The organism is Streptomyces sp. AA1529 (genome assembly GCF_000280905.1).
In the GTDB taxonomy this organism is placed as follows: Bacteria; Actinomycetota; Actinomycetes; order Streptomycetales; family Streptomycetaceae; genus Streptomyces.
On the sequence record NZ_ALAP01000067.1, the window covers coordinates 25,973 to 49,169 of the forward strand.

17 protein-coding genes are annotated in these 23,197 nt (G+C 69.0%); 10 read left to right on the forward strand and 7 right to left on the reverse strand.

Features of this window, described 5'->3' with window-relative positions; genetic code table 11:
• Positions 1-44: 44 nt before the first annotated feature.
• From A949_RS0118950 to A949_RS0118960, 3 genes are all read left to right on the forward strand, one after another.
• Positions 45-1,207 (forward strand): IS3 family transposase gene (locus A949_RS0118950; RefSeq protein ID WP_237735857.1). Its coding sequence is split into 2 segments (ribosomal slippage): positions 45-329 and positions 332-1,207, totalling 1,161 coding nucleotides; the frame shifts between segments, so codons are not numbered across the junction.
• A 168-nt stretch (positions 1,208-1,375) separates the two neighbouring features.
• Positions 1,376-2,041, forward strand: a complete 666-nt coding sequence (locus A949_RS33880; protein ID WP_051019556.1) for a hypothetical protein — start codon at positions 1,376-1,378, stop codon at positions 2,039-2,041.
• Positions 2,042-2,163: 122 nt separating this feature from the next.
• The gene (locus A949_RS0118960; RefSeq protein ID WP_158687606.1) at positions 2,164-2,376 is read left to right on the forward strand and encodes a hypothetical protein; all 213 of its coding nucleotides are present in this window, start codon (positions 2,164-2,166) and stop codon (positions 2,374-2,376) included.
• Positions 2,377-2,631: 255 nt separating this feature from the next.
• Here the strand turns inward: A949_RS0118960 and A949_RS0118965 are convergent, their stop codons facing one another.
• From A949_RS0118965 to A949_RS0118980, 4 genes are read right to left on the reverse strand one after another with little or no spacing between them, the layout of a single operon-like run.
• Positions 2,632-3,957, reverse strand: a complete 1,326-nt coding sequence (locus tag A949_RS0118965) for an AAA domain-containing protein (RefSeq protein WP_019357602.1) — start codon at positions 3,955-3,957, stop codon at positions 2,632-2,634.
• Positions 3,947-5,455, reverse strand: a complete 1,509-nt coding sequence (locus tag A949_RS0118970; protein WP_019357603.1) for a hypothetical protein — start codon at positions 5,453-5,455, stop codon at positions 3,947-3,949. Before A949_RS0118970 ends, A949_RS0118965 begins: the two co-directional genes overlap by 11 nt.
• Positions 5,452-6,609: a hypothetical protein gene (locus tag A949_RS0118975; protein ID WP_019357604.1), complete on the reverse strand. Its 1,158-nt coding sequence runs from the start codon at positions 6,607-6,609 to the stop codon at positions 5,452-5,454. Before A949_RS0118975 ends, A949_RS0118970 begins: the two co-directional genes overlap by 4 nt.
• Positions 6,610-6,643: 34 nt before the next feature.
• On the reverse strand, positions 6,644-7,486 hold the full coding sequence (locus tag A949_RS0118980; protein ID WP_019357605.1) for a hypothetical protein: 843 nt from the start codon (positions 7,484-7,486) through the stop codon (positions 6,644-6,646).
• A 100-nt stretch (positions 7,487-7,586) separates the two neighbouring features.
• On the opposite strand from A949_RS0118980, the gene A949_RS0118985 reads away from it, so the two are divergent.
• From A949_RS0118985 to A949_RS0119010, 6 genes are all read left to right on the forward strand, one after another.
• Complete coding sequence (locus A949_RS0118985; protein ID WP_019357606.1) at positions 7,587-8,909, forward strand: metallophosphoesterase family protein; 1,323 nt, start codon at positions 7,587-7,589, stop codon at positions 8,907-8,909.
• Complete coding sequence (locus tag A949_RS0118990) at positions 8,906-12,088, forward strand: AAA family ATPase (RefSeq protein WP_019357607.1); 3,183 nt, start codon at positions 8,906-8,908, stop codon at positions 12,086-12,088. Before A949_RS0118985 ends, A949_RS0118990 begins: the two co-directional genes overlap by 4 nt.
• A 113-nt stretch (positions 12,089-12,201) precedes the next feature.
• The gene (locus A949_RS38175; protein WP_019357608.1) at positions 12,202-13,692 is read left to right on the forward strand and encodes a hypothetical protein; all 1,491 of its coding nucleotides are present in this window, start codon (positions 12,202-12,204) and stop codon (positions 13,690-13,692) included.
• On the forward strand, positions 13,689-14,498 hold the full coding sequence (locus tag A949_RS33885; protein ID WP_019357609.1) for a hypothetical protein: 810 nt from the start codon (positions 13,689-13,691) through the stop codon (positions 14,496-14,498). Before A949_RS38175 ends, A949_RS33885 begins: the two co-directional genes overlap by 4 nt.
• Positions 14,499-14,504: 6 nt before the next feature.
• Complete coding sequence (locus A949_RS0119005) at positions 14,505-19,007, forward strand: hypothetical protein (RefSeq protein WP_019357610.1); 4,503 nt, start codon at positions 14,505-14,507, stop codon at positions 19,005-19,007.
• Positions 19,004-20,086 carry a Wadjet anti-phage system protein JetD domain-containing protein gene (locus tag A949_RS0119010; RefSeq protein ID WP_019357611.1) on the forward strand — a complete coding sequence of 361 codons (1,083 nt, stop codon included), beginning with the start codon at positions 19,004-19,006 and terminating at the stop codon, positions 20,084-20,086. Before A949_RS0119005 ends, A949_RS0119010 begins: the two co-directional genes overlap by 4 nt.
• A 20-nt stretch (positions 20,087-20,106) precedes the next feature.
• Here A949_RS0119010 and A949_RS39190 read toward each other — a convergent pair whose 3' ends face one another.
• Positions 20,107-20,457, reverse strand: coding sequence for a TerD family protein (locus A949_RS39190; RefSeq protein WP_078565471.1), 351 nt, complete (start codon positions 20,455-20,457; stop codon positions 20,107-20,109).
• 203 nt (positions 20,458-20,660) lie between these two features.
• Between A949_RS39190 and A949_RS0119020 the strand changes: the two genes are divergently transcribed.
• Positions 20,661-20,945, forward strand: coding sequence for a DUF397 domain-containing protein (locus A949_RS0119020; protein WP_051019557.1), 285 nt, complete (start codon positions 20,661-20,663; stop codon positions 20,943-20,945).
• A 210-nt stretch (positions 20,946-21,155) separates the two neighbouring features.
• On the opposite strand, the gene A949_RS0119025 is transcribed toward A949_RS0119020, so the two are convergent.
• Both A949_RS0119025 and A949_RS38550 read right to left on the reverse strand, forming a co-directional pair.
• Positions 21,156-21,641, reverse strand: a complete 486-nt coding sequence (locus A949_RS0119025) for a hypothetical protein (RefSeq protein WP_237735859.1) — start codon at positions 21,639-21,641, stop codon at positions 21,156-21,158.
• Positions 21,642-22,078: 437 nt separating this feature from the next.
• Complete coding sequence (locus tag A949_RS38550) at positions 22,079-22,762, reverse strand: hypothetical protein (protein ID WP_192817154.1); 684 nt, start codon at positions 22,760-22,762, stop codon at positions 22,079-22,081.
• Between the last annotated feature and the right edge of the window lie 435 nt (positions 22,763-23,197).

A 23,197-nucleotide genomic window follows, 5' to 3' on the forward strand; every position in this document is an offset into this window, starting at 1 on the left:
ATCTGCTCTGGCTTGCCCGTAGGGCGGCCTGGAAGGATGTAGCCGTGCCAGTTCCCTATCCTCAAGAGTTCCGTGACGACGTGGTCCGCGTCGCGCTCAACCGCGAGAAGGGCGTCACCCTCGCGCAGATCGCGATGGACTTCGGCGTCTATGAGATGACGCTGTCGAAGTGGATGCGCCAGGCCGCGGTCGAGGACGGCGAGAAGCCCGGTGTCACCAGGTCTGAGTCGGCGGAGAACACTGAGCTGAAGAAGCGGGTCCGGCTGCTGGAGCAGGAGAACGAGGTCCTGCGCCGAGCTGCCGCGTATCTGTCGCAGGCGAACTTGCCGGGAAAAGGCTCTACCCGCTCGTGAGAGAGCTTGCCGCCGACGGAGTCCCCGTCGCGGTCGCGTGCCGGATGCTCACGCTCTCCCGCCAGCACTACTACCGCTGGCTGTCTCAGCCCGTGACCGATGCCGAGGTCACCGTGGCCTACCGCGCGAATGCGCTGTTCGACGCCCACCGCGACGACCCCGAGTTCGGCTACCGCTTTCTCGCCGGGGAGGCCGAGACGGCCGGGGAGCGCATGAGCGAGCGGACCGCGTGGCGGATCTGCCGGGACAACGCCTGGTGGTCGGCCTTCGGGAAGAAGCGATCGAAGAACGGCAAGAGACCGGGTTCGGCCGTGCACGATGATTTCGTCCAGCGCGACTTCACCGCCGATGCCCCGAACCAGCTGTGGCTGACCGACATCACCGAACACCCCACGAGCCAGGGCAAGCTGTACCTGTGCGCGGTCAAGGACGCCTTCTCCGGCCGGATCGTCGGCTACTCCATCGACAACCGGATGAAGGCCCGCCTCGCGGTGAACGCGCTGGACAGCGCGGTCGCCAGAAGAGGGGACGTGGCCGGCTGCACAGTCCATTCCGACCGCGGATCGCAATTCCGATCAAGAAAGTACGTCCACGCTCTGCACCGCCACGGCCTGGCCGGATCCATGGGAAGAGTCGGCTCGGCCGGCGACAACGCTGCCATGGAATCCTTCTTCGCTCTGCTGCAGAACAACGTCCTCGACCGCCGCACCTGGGCCACCCGGCAGGACCTCCGCACCGCGATCGTCACCTGGATCGAGCGGACCTACCACCGACGCCGCAGACAACTACGCCTGGGCCGTTTGACCCCCATCGAGTACGAGACCACCATGAAGCCCGCCGCCCTCGCCGCATGAAAACCGACTGTCACCTATACGTGCAGCAGTCCCGAGTTTCCCTGTCGCGGGCGTAATCCCGTCTCGCTCATGCTTGGCTCGTTGTTGGTCCTGGACCGGCAACGACGGTGGAGCGATCCGGAGGCGAAGGAATGCGGGAGCTGCAGTATCTGTCCGTGGCGAAGCTCGATGACTTTTATGAGCGGCCGCGAAGACGCTTCACGGAGCGGCCCGTTGAGGCCGCCCTCCCTGGTCTCCCAGTTCTACACAAAATACAAAGGCGCCGCTTTCGTCCCCGCCCTGCGCCAGGTCCTCGAGGCCGTCACGACCGGCGGCATCACCGACATCCCCGAACTGGCTGCCCTCGCCGCACGGCACATCACCCGCCGCACCACCGCCAAGGGCACCCGCGCCCGGGTCCGCAGCAAGGCTGTACTGATCACTCCCACCGGCACCGGCACCGGCACCGGCCGCGTCGCCGCCCAGGCCATCGCCTCCGGCTCCGCCCGCCTGCGCCCCCTGATCGCCGAAGCCGCGAGCCGCGGCCTCAAACTCGCCTTCACCGTCCGCCTGCACAGAGCCGGCTACGTGATGCCGTCGGGCAGCCGCACGGACTCGCCCGGTATCCGCCGCGACGTCGTCCAGCGCACCGACCACACCGAGGAACGCTCCTACGGCTCCGCCGCCACTGGTGGCTTCGACGCCGCCGACTTCGCCCAGCGTGTCGACGCCGCCGGGGGAGACGTCACCGCGGCCGTCCAGCAGTGGCTCATCGAGACCGGACGCATCCACACGGACGCCCGCATCGTCCACCTTGAGGTACGGACCTGGCGGCCTCGCTCGGAACAGTCCTAACGTGTCCTTCCGGCGCATCATCGGTGTCCCGGCCGAGGGGCCGGGACGATCTGAGATGCGTCAGTGGCTCCGCGAGCACTTCCAAGGGATGCAAGGGGGTTGCCAACTGTCGACACCGCGTGGTGACCACCAGCGTGAGTGCCGACCCCGTCGATATGGCGATCGTCGACGACACCGGCGTGCTGCTGCTGAGCGCAGACGGAAATTCCGTGAGCACGCAAATGTTGAAAGAAGTCGAAGCAGTCGATTTATTTCGGGACTACTACGCTTCCTGGTGGGCGTCATCCGAGACTCTGGAGAGTTATGCCGAACGTACCGGCCTGATGAATGCTTAACGCGGAAAATCAAGCGGGGCGCGGATCTCAGGAGCACGATCGTTGGTCAGGTCATGAACGGGTAGTTGTGCTGGTCAGGGGAGAGGGGTTCGCGTTCCCTTCGGGCCTGAAGGTCCAGCACCGCGGGAAGTCGCCGTTGCTGAAGAGTGCGCGGAGGGGGAGGACGGCTTTGAATGGCTAACACAATCCGGGCGTACTTGTGTGTCCGCGTGGCGGCCTGCGTGGGCAGCACGGCACCGGCGCGGATGTGCCGGATCAGGCGGGGATACGGTGCTGGGCGAGTTTGGCCAGCATGACGTGGTTGGCTTCCCAGCCGTCGGGGAATTTGGCCGCCACGGACAGGTGGACGGGGTCGGTGGAGGGGTGGTTGTCGAGGAGGTCGGCGATTCCTGCGCGGGCGACGACGATGCATGCCTGCCGGTGGCGTGAGGCCAGGACGCACAGCCGTCCGGCTTCGAGGTGGAAGGCGGTGGCGTCGCGTCGGCCGGACAGCGGGTGCACGACGATGACGACTTCGAACTCGCGGCCCTGCAGCCGGTTCGCGGTGTCGACCGACACCTTCGGTGCGTCCGGGTGTCCGGTCCGGGAGAGGGCGGCGCGGACCAGGTCGGCCTGGTCGCGGTGGGCGACGCCGATGGCGATGTCGGCGGCGTCCAGGTCGCGGCCGTCGGGGTTGCGTTCGCAGCGGGAGACTGCTCCGCGGGTCAGGAGCCGGGCGGCGAGGTGCGCGGCTGCCCGGATGGTTTCGGTGTCGGTGCGCGGGACGTGGCGGCGGGGCAGTTCGTGCAGGGCCCAGCCGGTGGTGAAGGCCATCGCGAGGGTCTCGTCCAGGCTCGTGTTGCGCAGTCCGGGAGTGCGGAACGCCAAGGAGCGGGCGCCGGTGTGGGTTCCGGCGGTGAAGTCGGTGAACGGGTAGAAGGCCTGGGAGACGGTGGGGGCGGCGGTAAGCGGCAGGCGCCAGGACACCGGCAGCCGGTGCACGGGGATGTGCGGGTTGTGCTCCAGCATCACGCTGACGCCGTTCTGCGTCGGGTCGTGCGGCAGCCCGATCCAGCGTTCGGTGTCGACGATGGTGAACGGGTCCAGTTGGCCGGGGTCGCCGACGAACAGGCCCCTGTCGAAGCGTTCGACGAGTTGCAGGAGCATGTCCGAGCGCATCTGGTAGGCCTCGTCCAGGATGGCCCAGCCGAACGTGCCGTCGTGCACGGTGGCCCACTTGGCGGAGGTGCCGACGATGATCTGACAGCCGGACAGGTCGGCCAGGGTGCGGCCGATGGTGGTGTTAGTCAGTCCGTCCAGTGCTGGTGGCGGGCTGTAGTCGCTGGCGCTCAGGCGACCGAGGGGGATGCCGGGGTGGTTGTCGGCGAGCTTCTTGACCAGGTCGTCGACCTGATTGTTGGTCTGAGCGATGATGATGGGCCGCTCGCCGCCTGCGGCGAGTTCCTGGGCGGCGCGGACCACGAGGGTGCTCTTGCCGGCGCCGGGCGGGGAGTCGACGACGACCGCCCTGTGGCGTGCGTCGGCCAGGTCGGACAGGATCGCCGTTGTGGCGGCGCCGGCGGCGGTGCTGTCAGTTTTCATGTCCCCACTCCTCTGCGGCGGCGTCCTCGGGCACGCCTGCGTCGTCCGGACCATCGGCGGTGACGCGGTGCGTCCACGGGGTGCGAGCGGGGTCCGGGAAGTTCGGTGTCGGGCGCCACCCCGGGTCGGGAAGATAGGCGATGTCCTGGTCCAGGACTGGAACGGTGCCCGCCTTCGGAGTGAGGGCTCGGCCCATTCCGGCGGTGACCTCCACCGTGACAAGTGTCGCCTCGCCGTCGGGGACAACGGAGACGATGACGGCCTTGTGGCCGGCCGGCATGGACGGGCTGACCAGCTTGGTGCCGGGGGCCAGGCGCAGAGGGTCCTGGGCGCGGACGCTGGCGCGCGGGCGCGGCACCCGCCTGTTCTTGTCCGTGGTGACGATCCGGTCGGGCTCGGCCTCCACGACCGTTCCGGCGAACGCCTCTCCGCCGCTGCGCCGGTCGGCCAGCACGAACGGGTCGTCGAAGGCCATGGCGGCCTCGAAGTCGGCGAGGGACCGCTCGAGTCGACTCAAACGCCGTGCCGCGCTGATCGCGGTGTCCCGCTTGCGCTGGGGGAGACCGTCGGTGTCCTGGTAGTCGGAGTAGTCGGTGAAGAGCCGGCAGTCGTGGTCGTGACGCCGGGCGGTCTGTGGTGCCTCGGGGACGGACCGCAGCAGCGAGATGGCTGTCCACATCAAGCGCCAGGTGGGCTTGAGTTGTTCCGCGAGTAGATCGGACAGCTCCCTTTGGGCGGCGGCCAGCGCGTGCGGGTCGCCGAGTATGTGAGCGGCGTCGAACCGTTTGATGGCCGGTGCCAGGTCGCGGTTGTCGAACTCCGGCGACGTTGCCGGGCCAGCTGGCGGGCACACGTCCGGGTTCTCCGCTTCCTCCAGCGCCTGCTGGACGCTCACCCCGGGCGGGGGAGCGATCCAGGCCATGAGCGAGGCCAGGTTCTGGTCCTCCAGCGCGCTCTGGCCGGTGGCCCAGTGTTCGGTGAGCAGCGTGGTCAGGGGGCGCAGCATGGAGGTGCCGGCCGTCTCGGCGGTCTCGACCAGGAAGGTCAGCCACACGCCGAACTCGGGGACGACGTCCGGCACGGCGTAGGGGCCGGAGGTCGAGCGGAAGCGGCACATGCGGCCGAGGTCGGCCAGCGCCTTGATGCCGCCCGGGTTGGGGACGAGGATCTGCGGGACATCGGTGTACCGGGAGCGTTCGCCCTCACCGCGGCGGTGCTGGCGGTGCGAGTCGATGTAGTCCATCACGTGCCGGCCCAGGTCGGCGGCGAAGGCGAATCGCTGGTCACGGTTGCGGGGCTGCGGCACGGTCAGCAGGGTCATGTCCCTCTTGGCGGTGCCGATCATGGCCGCCAGCGGGGCCCCGGCTTCGCCGGCCATCGTCAGCGGAATGACGACCAGCGGGCGGTCCGACAGGCGGTGGTGGCGGAACGCGGTCCGGGGGACGGCCGTCATGGTGTCCATCGCCTCCGCGTGCGCCAGCGCCGACAGCATGCTCATGCGACACCCCCGTAGGCTTCGGTCAACTCGTCGCGCAGCCGGGCGGCGTGCCGCAGCGCGGCGGCCATGTCGCTCTGATCCTCCGTCGGTGTCAGCTGTCCGCGGGCCAGCCCCAGGGCCATGGTGGCGGTGTCGATGCCGCCGAGCTGCTCGCGCACCGCGGGGCCGAGCACGTCCAGCGAGGCCTCCGAGCGGGCGTGGGCGCGGCAGTGGAAGGCCATCTCGCAGTGGTTGAGGCAGTCCGGGCGGTACGTCGCGGGCACCTGCTCCACGGCCGCGGCCAGTTCTTCGGCCGGGCGGCGGGGCTGTTGCTTCTTCTTGGGGAGCGTGAGGTCGAGGTCGAGGTCGAAGGTCAGGTCCTCGGGCAATAGGTCCACGAGGTCGCTGATGCGCTCGATGCGGGACAGCTGGCGGGTCAGGGCGGCCACCTGCTTGCGGGCGTCCACGAACGCCGCGGTCGGCCGGTTGGTGAAGTCCTTCGGTGCGACCAGCACGATGGTGTCGGAGACGGCCTCCGTGTTCATCCCGTGCTGCGCGAGGAGGGCGCGCAACGCGATGATGTAGGCGCATGCCTGGGTCGTCGCCGCCCGCACCTGGGCCGGGTCGGCCTGTCCGTCGATGATCGGGAAGCTCTTGATCTCGACGATGTAGAAGCGGCCGTCGATGCGGAAGGCAACCAGGTCCGGTTCCAGGAACGCGCCCTCGCCGCCGACCTGGAGGTGCAGCAGCGGGTGGTCGAACAGGGTGCCCTCGCCGTTTCCCCGGGCCGCCCCCAGCAGGACCTCGGCGGTGCGATCGCGGCGGGCGTCTTTGTCGCCGGCGCCGCCGACCTCGTTCAGGTCCAGGTAGGCCACCTCGGGCAGCGTCAGCTTGAGGGTCTCGCGCAGGACGCGCAGGAGTTCGGCGCATCCGTTGTCCTTCACCATCGCCTCGAAGGCGTTGCCGCGGGCGAAGGCGAAGGCAGACTGGCCGAAGGGGGACGGGTAGCCGATGTGCGCGGCGATCCCGGCCTTGTCGGCCCCGGAGGCGTCCAGCAGGGCCCGCAGCGTGCAGCGCGGGTTGTTCTCCAGGGCGGCCAGCGACCGGGCGTTGTAGGACAGCCGTGGTGAAGATCCGCGCAGTGCGTCCAGGCGGCCGTTGACGGGTGGTTTCACGGTGGTGGAGATCCTTGCGAGGGAGGGGACGGGGTCAGGCCCGGGCCCGCAGAGGCGTGACGTTCTGCGGGGGTGCGCCGAACAGTTGCTGGGCTTCGTCCAACGTGCGTGCCTGTCGTGAGGCTTCGGAGCGGACCGCGCGGTCGGCGTCGAGGTGCACGGCCAGCTCGGCCCGGGCGGCGTCGATCACCTGTTGCACATCCAGTGCGCTCTGATGTCCCGGGGTGCTTGCGGGCATGGCGTCGGGGATGTTCGCGGCGAAGCGCCACAGCAACTGCAGGGCCGCTGGGCCGGGATCGCCTCCGGCTGACGTCTCGGCGGCGTGGACGGCCTCGCCGATGCGGATGGCTCCGGTGAGGAAGTCGACGCGTAGAGACAGCGGGCCGATAATGCGCTGTTCCAGCGGCCAGGTGCTGATGGTGAGAAGCGCCCGCACCGGCGTCAGCGTGTCGTGGGCCAGTGCCGAGCAGAGATAGTAGGGCCGGGATCCGGGGCTGGACTGATAGGACCGCGCCTCGTCGCGGCGCAGGCTGGACAGCTTGGACGTGGACAACTCGCCGGGGAAGAACGCTTCGTGCACCCCAACGATCAGCTTGGGGGCGGCCGGGGTGCCGAGCAGCATCAGCGCGCGGTGGACGTGTTCGCGTGCCGGGAGCTGCGAGCCGAAGGCGGCCGGTGGCGTGTCCGGCACGGGGCGAGGTGGCGGCGCGGGGGCCGGCTCGCCGGTGTCGATCAGAGTGTCCCAGGCGCGCTCGGCGCGCCGCAGTTGCGCCCGCAGCTCGCTGGCGCGCTCGCTGTCGCCTGCGGCGGAGGCGTCGCGGATCGCGCGGCGCAGGGTGCTGATGCTGTGCTCCAGGGCGTCCAGAGGATCACTCATGACCCCGACGGTACCAGAGTTCCAGAGTTTCCAGACTTCTTCCCGTTATTCCATGTACAGTCGGCGCCATCCGAAACCCCCGGCCCTCCTGGAGGCACCCGTGACGGGACGCATCTTCCACACCTCCGACTGGCACCTGGGCCGCCAGCTCGGCCGCCACCGACGCGACACCGAAGTCGACGCCGTCCTGGACGAAATCATCGACATCACCGACGACTTCGCCCCCGACCTGATCGTGCACAGCGGCGACCTGTTCGACACCTCCCGGCCCGGCCTGGACGACCTGCGCCGCGCCGCGCAGGCGCTGCGCCGCCTCGGCGAGATCGCCCCCGTGGTCGTCGTCGCCGGCAACCACGACACCCGCAACGTCCTGGCCTTCCTGGAATTCATCCTGAACGGCACGGACATCCACACAGGCGAACAAGCCCGGGTCCGCTTCGCCACCGACGCCCGCCCCGACGGTCTCCTGGTGGCCGACTACCCGACCCGCGACGGGGAGTTGACGCTGCGCATCGGCGCGCTGCCGTACCTTCACCCCAACCGGTTCGCCTACGACTTCACCGACCCCGCCCTGGCGACCGCCACCTACGCCCAGCGACTGCGCACCGTCCAGGCCGACGTCTACCGCCGCCTCGCCGCAGGACGCGGCGCCCGCGACGTCCTGGTCTTCGCCGCCCATCTGTTCGTCGAAGGAGCCATCCCCTCCTACTCGGAACGCAAGCTCTCCATCGCCGACGACTACGCGACGGCCGCCACCGACCTGCCCGACGTCGCCTACGGCGCCCTCGGCCACATCCACAAACCGCAGCGTGTCCAGCGCGCCGGATACCCGGCCCACTACGCCGGCAGCCCTCTGCAGATGGACTTCGGAGAGAGTAGCGACACCAAGAGCGTGGTCCTGGCCGAGGTCGGCCCGACCGGCACGCCCCGCATCGAACTCGTGCCCCTGACCTCCGGACGCCGCCTGGTCCGCCTGGAGGGCACCCTGGAAGAAATCGCACAGCGCGCGGGCCGGGTCCACGACGCCTGGGTGAAGGCGGTGGTGGACGTTGAGGTCCCCGACCCGTTCCTGCCGGACACCCTCGCCAAGCTGCTGCCGCGGGCGACCCTCGTCGCCGTCGACGAGCGCCGCGCCACGGCCACCGAGACCCTGCCGGAGCAGCGCGAGACCCCCGCCGAACTGCCCGGCATCGAAGAGCTGCTGCGCGACTACCTGCCCGGACGCGGAACCACCGGCCTGGCCCTGGATCGCGCCATGACCGCCCTCGCACATCTGCAGGCCGAGCCCGACCTGGACGACCCGGCGCCATGTTGCGAGGAGACCCTGCTGACCGCGGCCGTCGAGGGCCGCCCCCTCGACGGCCTCGACCGCTCCGGCCTGCTGGCCGGCACCGACACCACCGCAGCGGAGAGGACGCGATGAAGCCCCTGACGCTCACCCTGAATGGATTCCGCAGCTACCCCGGCCGGGTCACCATCGATTTCACCGGCACGGGCCTGATCGGCGCCCTCGGCGACACCGGGGCCGGCAAAAGCAGCCTGCTCGACGGCATCACCTATGCCTTGTTCCGCAAGAGCTCCTGGAAAGCCAGCAGTCCGGGGCAGCTCATCGCCGACGGAGCAAAAGCCATGAGCGTCGACCTCACGTTCCTGCACGAGGGGCAGCGCTGGCACGTCCACCGCACCATGCATGCCACCAACCCGAACGCCGGCCGGCACCACCTGAAGAACCTCGACACCGGCGAGGAGATAGACAACGCCGGTCACGTCGACGACCGCCTCAAAGCGGTGCTGCAGATGAGCTACGAGACGTTCCTGCGCGTGGGGCTGCTTCCGCAGGGCAAGTTCGACCAGCTCGTCGTCGCGGCACCCAAGGAACGCGGCAAGCTGCTGCGCGAACTGTTCGGGGCGGAGTCGCTGGAGTCCATCCAGCGGACGGCGGCCCGCCAGCGTGAATCCCTCAACGGCCTGCTTGCGGGCGCGGAGGCCAAGCGCGCGTCCATGCCGGACAACCCCGAGCAGGCTGCCGAAGAAGCCGGCGCGGCCGCCGGGCAGGCCGAAGCCCGCGCCGAACACCTGAAGGAGGCCATCGACCGCATCACCCAGCTGCAGACGGAAGCAGCCACGGCCCAGGCCGCGACCGAGGGGGCTACGGCCGCCGCGCGCACGCTCTCCGCACGCGTTGTGGCCGACGCGGGCGCCGCCCTCGAAGCCCTCGAACCGGTCGCGGCCGACATCACCGCGCGAGGCGAGGCCCTGACCCTCGAGGCCACCCGTGCCGCAGAGCAGGAAAGCAGCCTGAAGGCCGCGATCGAGCGGGCGAACACAGAAGGCGAAGGCCAAGACGCCCTCAGCAAAGCCGTGGTGGTCCTTGAAGCCCTCGCAGCAAACGCCGAAGAGCTCCGAGACGAACGCGACCGGCTCGCCCAGCAGAGCGAACAACTCGCCGGTGAAGGCGAGACCATCGCCCGCACCGAAGCCGAACTCACCGAACGCGCCGCGCAGGTGGACCCGTTGGCGCAGCAGGCGCATGCCGCCGCCCAAGCGGCCAAGCATGTGCGGCACAAGGCCACCACCGCCCGCACCGAGCTGACCGCGGCCCTCGCAGCAGTCGGCCGCGTCGCCGGCGCCGTCCGAGACCAGACCGCCGCGACGAGCCGGCACCAAGCCGCTCAAGACGACTGCGACGGGATGCAAGAGGCACACGCTGCAGCAACAGAGACCCAGAACGTCGCCCAGGCGCACGTGGACACACTGCAACAACGCGACCGGGCCGTCGCGCTCGCCGCCGAGCTGCACGCTGGCGACGACTGCCCCGTCTGCCGTCGGCAACTCCCGGACGGCTTCGAGCCGGCCACCGCCGCCGATGCCGCCGAGCTGGCCGAGGCACGAACCCAACTCACCCAGGCGAACAGCGCCGAAAAGACCGCCGCCGCCCAGCTCGCCCAGGCCCGCGCCAGCCTGACCGTGGCCGAAACGGCCATCCAGGACCGGGACACGGACCACCGCGAGGCACAGCAGGCCGCGCGCGAAGCCACCGCCAAAGCGAAGTGCGCCTTCAGTGATCTCGCGACCACGGCCCCCGCCGATCATGGCTTCGACGACGAGGAGGCGTCGGCGACACTGACCGCCATCACCACCGCCACCGACGGAGCCGACTACAGCGAGGAGTCCCTCGAGCGGAATGCTGCACCGGTTACTGACGCGATCACTGCATGTGAACAGGCCGCCGAGGCTCATGCCGAGCAGCTGCAGGACGACGTGCGCCACCGCAGGGCCCGGGTCGAGACGGACCGCGCGACGTTCACAGAACGCAAGAACTCCCACCAACGCGCCGCCGCCGACCAGCAGAGCGCTCTTGCCGCACACACCCGCGCCGTGGACAAGACCACCCGCGCGGTGGCCGCGCTGCCCCCGCAGATCCGGGCCACGCTGCCCGGCGTTGTCATCGAGGTGACCGCCGACGCGGCGTCCACCGCACTCGCCGCCGTGACCGCCCGGCAGGCCGCACTCCAAGACCTGCTCGACCAGCGGGAATCAGCACGGCAGAAGCAGTCCGCCGTGCTCGGCCGGCAGCGCGCCCTCGACGAAGAAGCCCGCACCCGTGTGGAGCGCCCACTGAGCGAACTGCGCGGCCACCTGGACGCCTGGGCCCAGGCCGTCACCGACGCTGACACGCACCTCGACGCAGCCGACGTGTACCCCGTGCCCCAGGCCCCCGCCGCAGCAGAAATCTCTGCCACCCGCCAGTTCGCCACCGAACTGGCCACGGCCACCACGGCGCTGCACAGCCGGCTCGCCACGCGGGCCGACGCCGCAGCCCAGCGCGCAGCGGCCGCAACAGCGAGTCTGCGGGACCACAGGACTCAGCTCGCCGACGTCGACGGGTTCGACCCCGCCGCCGACCTGACGGCAGCAGACGCCCTGCACCCTCTGGTTGCGGCCGCCGCACAGGCGAAGTGGGAGGCCAAGCAACAGCGCCGGCAACAACACAGCGCACAGGAGTCGATCAAATCGGCCGCCGACCTGGACTTCGCCATCACCGCCGGCCGCACCCGGTGCGAGGCGCTGGACGTGCTGCGCCGCGAACTGGTCGACGCCAAGTTCCTGAGCCATCTCACGACGCTGCGCACCCGCGCGCTGCGCGACGTTGCCAGCGAGCTGCTCGGCCAGATGTCCGACGGACGATTCGGCTTCGCCGAAAGTTTCGAGATCATAAGCCGCACCTCCGGGGTCGTCCATCCTCCGAACCGGCTGTCCGGCGGGGAGAAGTTCCAGGCCTCGCTCGCGCTCGCGCTGGCCCTGGCCGAACTGCACTCCCGCAGCGGATCGAGCCTGGGCTCCCTGTTCCTCGACGAAGGTTTCGCCGCCCTCGATGCAGCCGCGCTGGATGCGGCCTTGGAGGTGCTGCGCGCGCGGGCCGGCAGCGACCGCCTCGTCATGGTGATCAGCCATCTGCACGCCGTCGCCGAGGCCGTCGACGAGGTGCTGTGGGTGGAACGGGCCGCCACAGGGTCCAGTGCTCGCTGGCTGACCCCGACCGAGCGCGACGACCTGGTGCAGGCCGACCTGGCCAGCGGCCTGCAGTCCCTGGCGCCCTAGCGGTGCCAGCGGCGTGGGGGACGACGCGAGGCCCTCTGGCCCGCAGGTGTCCTGAGAGGCCACCCTCATCTTGATCGCGTGACAGCAGTTCATGGGGCGGGAAAGGAAAATGGATGTCTGAAGCGGGACTTCACGGCCGCGACACGCTGGGACTGGCAACCCGTGTGAAGGCGCTCGCGGTCGCCGACCCGGTCCTCGACCTGGAACGCCGCAAACCCCTCCTCGCCTCGCGCGAGTGGACCGGCTACCAGATGGAGGAACTGGCACTCACCGCCATCGACACCGTCACCCTGAAGATGGACTTCGACGACGGTGCACGCCACGAGGACATCGTGGCCGCCATGGCACGCGTCGCGGGACTCCAGATGCCACAGCGCGACCGCGACGAACACACCGCCGTCGCCCGCTGGGTCCTCGACAGCCTGCTGAACGTCGGCACCGTCGACCGCGACTTCAGCCACGACTACGGCATCGTCCTCCACGGCGCCTACACCACGCAGACCTTTCCCTTCAAACTGCTGCGCGAAGTGCCCGGCCCCGACGGGCGGCCGCGGCTGCGCGCCTCCAACGAAGCGATCGCCGTCCTCGTCGGGGCCGTCGACCTCGACATCGCCTCCGAACAGGTCGCCGCCGACGCCAAACTGGAGGCTCTGGTGCGCCGAGGGCGGCTGTCCGACGCGCACCGCGCTGCGGAAATGGCACTGCGCCGCACCGTGCAATACACCGAACACATCCGTTCCCGGCTGGAAGGCATGCGCCGCGACATCCGCTCGGTGGACTGGGTCCGTGACGTGCAGAGCATGCAGACCGAAGCACTCGAGCACATCGAGGACCGCATCAACGCCGAAAACACCATCAAGGACAACCTGGTCCGGATCATGGAGAACAGCACGGAGGACACCACCCCGGCCCAGGCCGCCGAGCTGATCGCGATCCTCGAGGAGTGCCTGCGCAGACACGCCTCACTCCAGGCGAATCTGCAGGAGGTCGGCGAACGGTTCCGTGCCGAACAAGAACGTCAGAGCTTCGTGCCGCCCCCCAGCCGGTCCCATGTCGCACTCGAACGCCAGCTCCTCGAACCGGTCCTGCAGTTGCCGGTCCGGCAGGCGAACCCGCTCCTCGACACGTTCGCCACCGCCGCGACCCCGCCGCACCGCCCGGCGATCATCTACCTCCCGGACCTGATCACCGGCCTGATGACACCGCCGAGCGAACCCGACGGCGACGACGGCCTGATCATCGAGCCCGAATTCGGCGACACCACAGACGACTCCGCCTTCCGCGACGAGCAGTACACGGCCGTCACAGCACTGCTCAAGCACACCGACATCGACGGCACCCGCCTGTCCGCACTCCTGGACGCGGCCCGCCGGCACGGCATGCCCGCCGGGCAGGGCAACCTCGACCACCTGCTGGCCCTGCACGTACTGGGCCTGTTCGGCGCCCCGCGCCACGACCCCGCCCGCGGCACCGTCCTGGCAGCCCTCGCCGACGACCACGAACTGGACGACGCCCGGTTCGCCGGCCACGACCTGCTCGTGGTCCACGGCCCAGCCGCCGCCATCCCGCCTACCGACAACAGCCTCGAGGAGGGCACGGCATGAACAACCCCGACGACACCGCCGCCGTCAACCGGCTGCTCGCCTGCGGCTTCCAACCGGGGCTGACACCCCGACGCAACGCCGAGTACGCCACGCTCGTCGACCGCTGCCGCACCGACCCGGACTTTGCGCGGCTGCTGCACGCCGCCGCACGCGGCTTCGACCTCACGGTGATCGCCGTCGACCCCCGGGCCGGACTGGTGCTCGGGGCGACCGCCGAAACCCAGTTCGCGGTCAGCGTCACCGACCACATCACCAGGCCCGCCGACCGGCCGATCGCGGCACTGGCCCACCTGGCCATCGCCGCACTCGCCTACTACCGCCCCGAAGACCTGGACGACCCCTCCCATATCGGCCGCATCACGGTCCGCCACGTCGACGAGATGGTCGAGCGGGCCACCAAGGAACTGGAACGCCAAGCTGCCGAAGCCGACACCGACGACGGAGTCCCGGCCGACCACCCGGACCTGATGCAGCTGTGGCGCTACTACCAGCGGCGCAACCCCGTCTCCTCCACCGGGGACGACCGCGCCCACTCCAAGAGCAGGCACGCCCTCATCAAGCGGGTTGCCGAATACCTCGCGGACAACGGGATGCTGCGCCGCGCCGGCAAGGAGAACGGCGGAACCTACACCACCACGGCCCGCTACCAGATCCAAGTACGGGAGCTGGCCGGACAGCAGATGCTCGGCCACCTCGCCGAACTCGGCATCACCGTGGGCCCCGACGGGTCACCCGCCTTCAACAGCACCGAAACCACCGCCGCTGTCCCCGCAGCGCCGGCGCCCTCAGCCGAGCGAGGAGAGTGAGCAGACATGTACGAGCTGAACCGCATCCGCCTGTACAATATCGGCCCGAGCGCGGCCCGATACGGCGACGTCCTGCTGGACCTGTCCGAGGGCGGCTCGCCGATCCCCGCCACCACCCTGATCCCCACCGCCGGCCAGCTGCTCCAGCGTCCCGCACCGGCAACTCTGCTCGTGCTGGAGAACGGCGGCGGGAAGTCCGTGCTGATCCGGATGCTGCTGGCCACGGTGCTGCCCGAGCGGCAGTCCCGCAAAGGCCGCGAGGCGCTGCGCGCCTATGTGGTGTCCGCAGCAGCCCCCTCGCATGTGGCCCTGGAATGGGTCCATGTCCGCACCGGCGAAACGCTGGTGACCGGACAGGTATTGACCCCGGCCACGGACGGCACGGTGGAGCGGACGTTCTACTCACTGACCCCCAACGCCGAGACGACCCTGGCCACGCTGCCGTTCGCCGATGCCGGGCGCCGACTGCGGATGAACGCCTACCAGGACGCGCTCAGGCGGCTGGACACCGATGACAAGACGCTCCGCCTGGAGGTTGAAAAACGGCAGGGAGAGTGGGAGAAGCACCTGCGGCGGCTCGGCCTGGAACCGGACCTGTTCGCGGTCCAGCAGGCCATGAACGTCGACGAGGGGGACGCGGCCGAGGCATTCAAGACCACCACCGGCCGGCAGTTCGTGCACTGGCTGCTGAGCAAGGCCACGGACGCCGAGAACTTCACCGAGCTGGGCGAAGCCTTCGGCGCCTACGCCAAAAACATCGGCCGCCGCGAGCAACTCCTGCTGGACCGCGACTTCTCCACCGCCATGGCCACGGCCGCCGGCCACCTTGCCCGCCGGCGCACCGAGCAGAAAACACAGGTGACGGCCGCCCAACACGCGGCGACGACACTGGGCCAGCTCGCAGCACAAGTGGGTGCCTGCGTCCAGCACGCGGACACGGAACTGTCCACACTCCGCAAGGAACACGCAGCGGCGAAGGCGGACGCCGAGCAACAGCAGCAGGCCCGCAACGAGGCCGACCTGCTCCACAAGGAAGTGCGCCGCCAGACCCTGGTGCTGCGCCTCGACGCGGCCGGCTCCGAGTTGTCCCGGACACAGGATCAGCTGGCCGCCGAACGCGACGAGCTGGCTGCCTGGGCAGTCGTTCCCAAGGTCCTGAAAGCAGCCGCCGCACGCGAGAAGTACCGGGTCGCCAGCGATCTCCTGGACGATGCCGAACAAGCGGCCGGAACTGCCCGGCTCCACCGCGATCAGGCCGGCGCCCGGTTCGCCGGAGCCCTGCAGAGCAGCAGGCAGCAGTGCGTGGAACAGGCCGACCACCTGGACAACGCGGTCTCGATCAGCAAGAACGAGGCAGCCGAGGCACAACATGATGGGACCAAACGGCAGGGGCAGGCCACCGAGTGCACCGTCCGAGCCGAACTGCTCGGCCAACACATTGAGCAGTTGGACGCGCGCCTTGAAGAAGCCTGTCAGGCCGGCCTTGTGGCCGAGGACGAAACCGTGGCCGAAGCCGATGCCCGCCTGCAGACCAAGGCCACCGACAGCAAGAATGAGGCAACGCGGCAACGCGAGCACTACGAGCACCTCGAGCAGGAGACCCGCCAGCTCGACGCGGCCGCGAACAAGCTGATCGAGCCCGAAGTCCAGGCCCGCCAAGCAGCGCAGACCGCGCAACAAGCCGTCGATGACACCCACAAGGGCGCAGCGGAACTCGCCGCCCGCCTCCTGCTGCGTGAACTCGCCGAACTCGACGGTGACGAGGATGTACCCGGCGGCGACCCCGCACAGTGGCTGGAAGAGAACGCTCCCACCCTGCGAAACCTGGCCGCCGCAGCCCAAGCAGCGGCCACACATCACCTGGATCTGCTGCGGGCCGAAGAACAGGCAGACCAGCGACTCCTCGCGGCTCTCAGAGTCGAGGGCGAGGCGCTGATGCCGCCGCGCACACAGGTCGAGGACCTCCTCAAACTGCTGGACCAGCACCAGATCACCGCCACCTCGGGCTGGAACGCACTGCAGCAGCTGGTGAATCCTCACCGGCACGCGGCAACGATCCAAGCCCACCCTGCAGTTGTCGACGGCATTGTGGTGCCCGACCACGAGGCACTCGACAAGGCACGGATCCTTCTCGCGCAGATGCCGCAGCTACCGGACGCGGCCGTGCTCGTCTCCACCCCCGAGCCACTGGAGACAGAACTTCCCCCGTCCGGCAGCGGCTTCGTCGTCGAACCGACCCCCGCCCTCCATGACGTCCAAGCAGCCGCCGAGCTGCGCGAACAAGTCGAAGCCCGCATCCAAGACCGCCGCCGCGCCCAGCACACCTACACCGAACGGCAAACCGCCGCCTTCCAACTCGAAGGCCGCCTCACTAACTGGCTGCGCGACCACCCGACAGGACACATCGGGCAACTGCGCTCCGTCGCAAACGCCCGGCAGGCCGATGCCACCAATGCCGCGTCCGCACTCGACACCGCCCGCGAAACCTACCGACAGACCGCCAACACCCTGGCGGATCTCGCCCCCACCCTCGCGGACACCGAACAGACCGCCCGGGACACCGCCCGCGACGCCGAATCCATCCATCAGCTCGCCGGCGACGCCGCCGAGGCCGACACACACCGCGCACAGATCCGCACCCTGAATGCCGAGGCCGAACAACACCGCACGGCAGCTGCGGAGCTGCGCGAGCAAGCCGACCGACTCCGCGACCACGCCACGGAATACGCCGTGCGGGCAGAGTCGCTGCGCCGCGATGCCGCAGCTTACGAAGCCCGGCTGGCCAAGGTCGTCCATGGAGACCAACCCCTCATCTCCAGTCCCGGCGAGTACGACCTGGCCACGCTGGAGATCTCCTACCAGGAAGCCGCCGAGGGCTTCCGCGCCGTGGAAGTCGGCGAGGACCTGCGCCGCCGCGTCGAGGGGGCACAGAAGGAAGCCACGGACTGCGACGCCGAACTGCGCGACGCTTCGGCCCAGACCGTGACCCGAGCCGAAGCACTGGCCGCCTCAGCACCGGCGGGCAGCACCGAAATCATCGAGGCCACCAAGCGGCGCCTCGGCCGCACCGTAAAAGACCTGGAGACCCAGTTCCGCCGCCTGGACAAGCGCAGCGGCCAGCTGGAAGCGGAAGCAACAGCTGCCAGCCAGCCCAGCGGAAAACCGTGGACCAGCCTCAACAAGGACTGGACGCCTCCAACCCCGGCCGAAGGCACGCGTCTGACCGAACGGGCCGCCTCCGCGCTGAGAGAAGCAGAAGCCCTGCTCACCAAAGCGATGGGGACACAGCGGTCCACCGAGCGCAACGTCCGTGCCGGGGAAGCTGCCGCACGTGAGATGGGCGTCATCAACCGTAGCCTTGCCACCGCGGCCCGCAGGCTGAAACTGCCCGCCCTCGCCAGCCCGTTCACCGGAACCGCCGACGCAGCACAGCAGGCCGCCGACGACGCCATTCACGCCCACAACACCGCAACCGACCTCCTGCAGGAGGCGAATCAGGGCGTCAACGAGGCCGTCGTGAAATTCCGCGAAACGGCCAACCAGAGCCGATTCAGCAATCTCAAGGCGCCGATCTACCAGCAGCTCACGGATATCGACACCACATCGCTGATCGAACGCGCCGACCGGTGGACGACCGAACTCGACGGCCGGATCGCCAGCTTGACCACCGACCTGGAAGACTCCGAACGCCACCGCAACCTGCTGATCGACCAGCTCAAACACCACACCGGCCAGGCGCTGGCCCTGCTGGAAAAAGCCGAGCGGCTCTCGCGCCTACCCGAAGGCGCGGGAGCATGGGCCAAACAGAGGATATTGAAGATCGGCTTCAGCACACCCGAGCCACAAGTCCTGGCCGTACGGATCGCCGAGAGCCTCGACGAGAATGCCCGCACCCAGCCCCACCTACCCGGCCGCGACCTGGTCCTTCGCTGTGTGACAGCAGCGGTCCCACGCGACTTCAAAGTAGAGATCCTCAAGCCCGACGCCACCGGCCGCGCCGACTACGCCTCCATCAGCGACATGAGCAAAGTGTTCTCTGGAGGCCAGGAACTCACCGGCGCGATCATGCTGTACTGCACGCTCGCCGCACTGCGTGGCAGCACCCGGACCGGAGCCCGCAGCACCAGCCGCCTGGGCGGAATGCTGGTCCTGGACAACCCGATCGGCAAGGCGAACGCCAGCTACCTGCTGAGCCTGCAAATGAACATGGCCACCGCCCTCGGCGTCCAACTGATCTACACCACCGGCAACATGGAAGACCGCGTCCTGGCCACCTTCCCCCTGTGCATCCGGCTGCGCAACGACACCGACCAACGCACCGGAACACGCCACCTGCACGTTACCGACCACATCGCCCGCGACACACCACCGCCCGACGACAACAGTGCCACTGGCCAGATCCTCGCCGCCCGCCTGCTGGTGAAACCCCGCACCCCGCACACCCCGCCCACAGACAGCCGCACGACGCAGCAGGAAAACCATCACGACCAGATGGCCGGCGACCAGTGAGCGACCACCAGACGGACACGGACGCCAACGGACATCCGCTGTCCCCGTCAGCAGCCTGCCTGGCAACAACCCTGACCTCGAGAACGGAACACCGCATCGAGCAGGCCACGATCCTCGAGACCTTCACCCAGGCCTGCCCCGAGACAGCCGGCACCACCCAAGGCCGGCCCGCCCTGTCCGCCCTGCTCGACGAACTCGCAGACCACCACCTGATCGAACTCCCACGCACCCGCGACGGATGGGACCACGCCCAGCCACCCCTGCCACGCTGGCTCCGCCTGCCCGCACCCCCCAAAACCACAGAACCCCGGCCCAGCCGCGCGGCGCCCCCCATGTGGCGACGGGAACTGGCCTGGGCAAACACCGCCAAACTCACCACCGCCCAGATCGACACCCTCAAGACGATCAACCGCTGGCTCCGCGACACCGACGCGAACGCCCGGCGGGCCACCATCCCCATGCGCGAACGCTCCCTGGAAATCTTCGGCGACGAAAAGCGCCTCGACGCACTGATCACCACCACGCTCTTCGCCCCGGAACGCCTCACCCTGACCACCCTGTTCGCCGCGAGGGTCCCACCGCCCCTGGCCTACGAACGCACCGGTGACGGCGGAATCGCCCTCGTGATCGAGAACAGCGACACCTTCGCAACCATCAGCACACTCCTCGCCGAGAACCCGGGACACGTCGGCTATGTGGTATTCGGCGGAGGCCACGCCTTCGAAGCGTCCGTCACCCGCATCGCAAAACTCAACGGCGTCACAGACATCGCCTACTACGGCGACCTCGACGACGACGGACTCACCATCCCGCAGCGAGCCAACGCATCAGGAACAGCAGCGGGGCTCCCACCCATCCGCCCCGCCCTGGGGCTCTACCGGCTCCTGTTCCAACAAGGCATCCGAGGCCCGGCCCCTGCACGAGCCGACCTCCTGGCCGCCGAACGACGTGCCGCATGGCTGCCCGAATCCCTGCGCCACCAAGCGTCCAACATCCTCACCGCCGGGAACCGGCTAGCCCAAGAAGCCACCGGCACGACACTCCTGCAACAGGACCACTCATGGCGCGACGACCTATGAAGGTCGAACACTGCTATGGGCTATACCTCGAGGCCGATGCTGACGATGACGGCGATCGCTGCGACGTCCTCAGCGAGGGAGCCCATGTCGGCGGTGATGGTGTCTCCGCCGACGACGCTGTCGTGGCTGGGGCGGTTGTAGAAGACGAGGTCGTCGTCGTTGCGCACCTTGCTGTTGCGGTTCAGGAGCACGGCGGACACGTCACAGCGGACTTCGCGCCTGGTGTGAGTGCTCCTCGGAGTCGGGGGAGAACGCCCGGTGGTCCGGGGCATGGGCCCTCGGCTGTGCATTTTGTGGCAGATCCACTTCGGCACAGTGTTTTCACTCCTCCCGGAAGGTTGGCATATGCCTCCAGCGGGCGCTGGGAGCATGGGGGCGGCTGTCAATCCTGCGAAGCTCTTTTTACCTCGGTGATTGCAATGCCTGCGACGTCGCCGCGTGCGGGGGCGGCTCAGTGCCGACGACACTTCCCATTTTCACGGTCGCATGAAATTGCACTCGTTTCTGGGCGCGGTGGGAAGTTTCCGCTGCTGTGTGTCCCGGCGCATGTGTTGGTGTCCTGTCGAGGGGGAAGATGCCTGTTCAGAGACGCAGAGGGGGAAGAGTGGCCGAATATCGAAATGGTGTCATGGCGAGTTCCATCGCTACTGCCCAGTGGGTGAAGAGCAGTGCCAGCAATGCCGTCGGGGGTAATTGCGTCGAATTTGCATCACTGCCGAGCGGTGAGGTCGCGGTGCGGAACTCCCGGTTCCCTGACGGGCCAGCGCTGGTCTTCACCCCGGCTGAGATCGGGGCTCTCCTCCAGGGCGTGCGCTTGGGGGAGTTCGATGCGATGACGGTCCCTGACTGCGCTTCGTAGGTTGCGTGTGGCGGTGTCATGCCATAACTCTTGGTGACCGGTGGGTCTGCTGGTGATCAAGGAGTACGGGTGTCAGGAAGCCAACGGCGCAGTACTGGTGATGTTCCGCTGTCCCCGGCCACGTCACCGACCGACCAGCCGACCCGCCATGACGCCGCGCTGCTCAACCGGGCGGACTCGCCAGAACGGCATGGGCTGGAAAGCCGGCCATCATGCTTCGCCGCTGGCCGCGCTGTCCGAGCCGGCCGGATCCTGCACGGCATCCCCCGGCGCGGCCAGCGCCAGCCTGGCCACCACCGCGTCGGCGATCGCCGACGCCCGTTGCTCTCCCAGGCCACGCTGCGCGGCCGTCTCCAGCACCAACTGCCGCACCTCGACAAGCTGTTCACGAGTCAGCGGCGGGACCGCCGTCACGGCTTCCGCCCTGCTGCGGAAGACCTTGCGCAGCGCGCCTTTCGTCCCCTTGGCAGCGCCATCCACCGCGGCACCCGCGATCTTCTGCGCCGCCTGATCCAACGCCAGCCACACCACGGGAGTCACCAGCGCGGCGACCTCGCCGAGGCCGAAGCCCAGCGGCTCACGTCGCCGACTTCGGCCGCCCAACCGGCGTACGGCCGAGGCGTAGTCGAATCCGGCCAGCCCTGCTACAAGCGGCAGTTCCTCCACGGCGACCTCGGCCACCACATCACGGACCACGTCGCGCACTCTCGTCCCGCCCGTTGCGACCTTCTGGCCGCCGGACCGAGCTGCTTCGGGGCTACTGAAGCCTGGGCGCTCGTAGCCGAGGTGGGTCGGCGCCGGTGGTGGAGTAGGCCGCAAGACCGCCGTACCGGGGTTGGCGAGGGCTTCTGGCCCTCCATAGTCCGGCCCTCCGAAGTCTGGGCTCGTGAACCGGGGGGCAGAGCGGCTCGTGCGACTCGTGCGGTCGGTGTGCCGTTTCGTCGCTCTCCCGTCTGCCATGCTGTGCACGGATATCACCGGGTCTGCCCGGACACCCAGGACGGACGTCAACAGGCGACGTCCAAGAGGAAGCCGACGCTGGCGTGCGACAGCCAAAGGCCGGCCGAAGGAGTCGATTCTGCGGTCGATGCCCAAGACCGCTGCAGCGATACGCCGACTCGCGGAGGGTTGCATCATCGTGCCGTCCCCTCCTCGCCGATCGTGGGTCCGTGCGGACGTTGCGGTGCCTCGTAGCCGCTGAGTCCGCCGCGTCGCTCGCGCGCCGGGTCCACGGGCCGGCCGTTCGACTGCGGCTCGCAAGTTCCGGTCTCCGGATGGAGGTTGGTGGTCAGTACGTCGGTGCGGGGTTGGTCGTCGGTCGCGGGTACCGAGGGCACCATCGGTGACGGCTGCGTCGGGCTGGCCGTGCCGGGCGGTGCAACGTGGGACTGAGACTCAGCGCTTGCCGGTGGCGACCACTCAGCGGGCAGCACAGGTTCCGCAACAGCAGCACCCCCTACCGGATCCAGCCCGGTCCGTGACGCGCCGATGACCGCGTCGCTCACCGACTGAGTGCGTCCGAGCTGAGTCAGGATCACGGGGGCCGATATGCCGACCACGACAGCTGCGTAGGCGCCGCTGACCTGGCCTGTGGTGCCCAGGAGCACTGCGGCCCCGGCGCCCATCGCACTGTGTACGACGGCGGCGACCGGGTCGGCCACGGGGTCGAAGTAGTCCTGGAACCGCGGCGGTTCGCTCACCTGTCCGGCGGATAACCGCCGACCAGCACGGCGGGCCGATTGCCAGTCCAGGAACCGGGTGTAGGCGTCGAGAAGCCCGCGCAGTGCGCCCCCCGCCGCACCCAGCAGAATCAGCATTGGCACATCCACGACTTCCCCCGGTGATGCAAACCGCTTGGTTCCGGCATATGGAGCCTTGCCCGACCCTAAGGTCCGAAGCCGAACTGAGGGAAGGAAGAGCGGCAAGCGGTATTCGGTGACTCTGCTCGTCGAGGTGAATCGCCGAGCGTCTCCGTGCACCACAGGTGTTGCACCCGCTATGGTCGTCTCGACCGCTTCTGAGCTGTGTGAACTCGAACCGCACGCTCGCGGCGCCCCTGAGAAGCGTCGAAGACTTGGAGTCTCCCGGCGAGGGCAGCATCAGGTGAGTGACCTGGAGGAAGTGTGTCGCGCATGTCGTTCCGAGGTCTGCGGCTGTCCGTGGCGGGTGACTTTGTGGAGTGATGCTCTGCCCTGCGAGCCGCTGGCGGCAGATGCCGAGGTCGGCGTGCACCGTTGTCGGTCGGTGGCTGG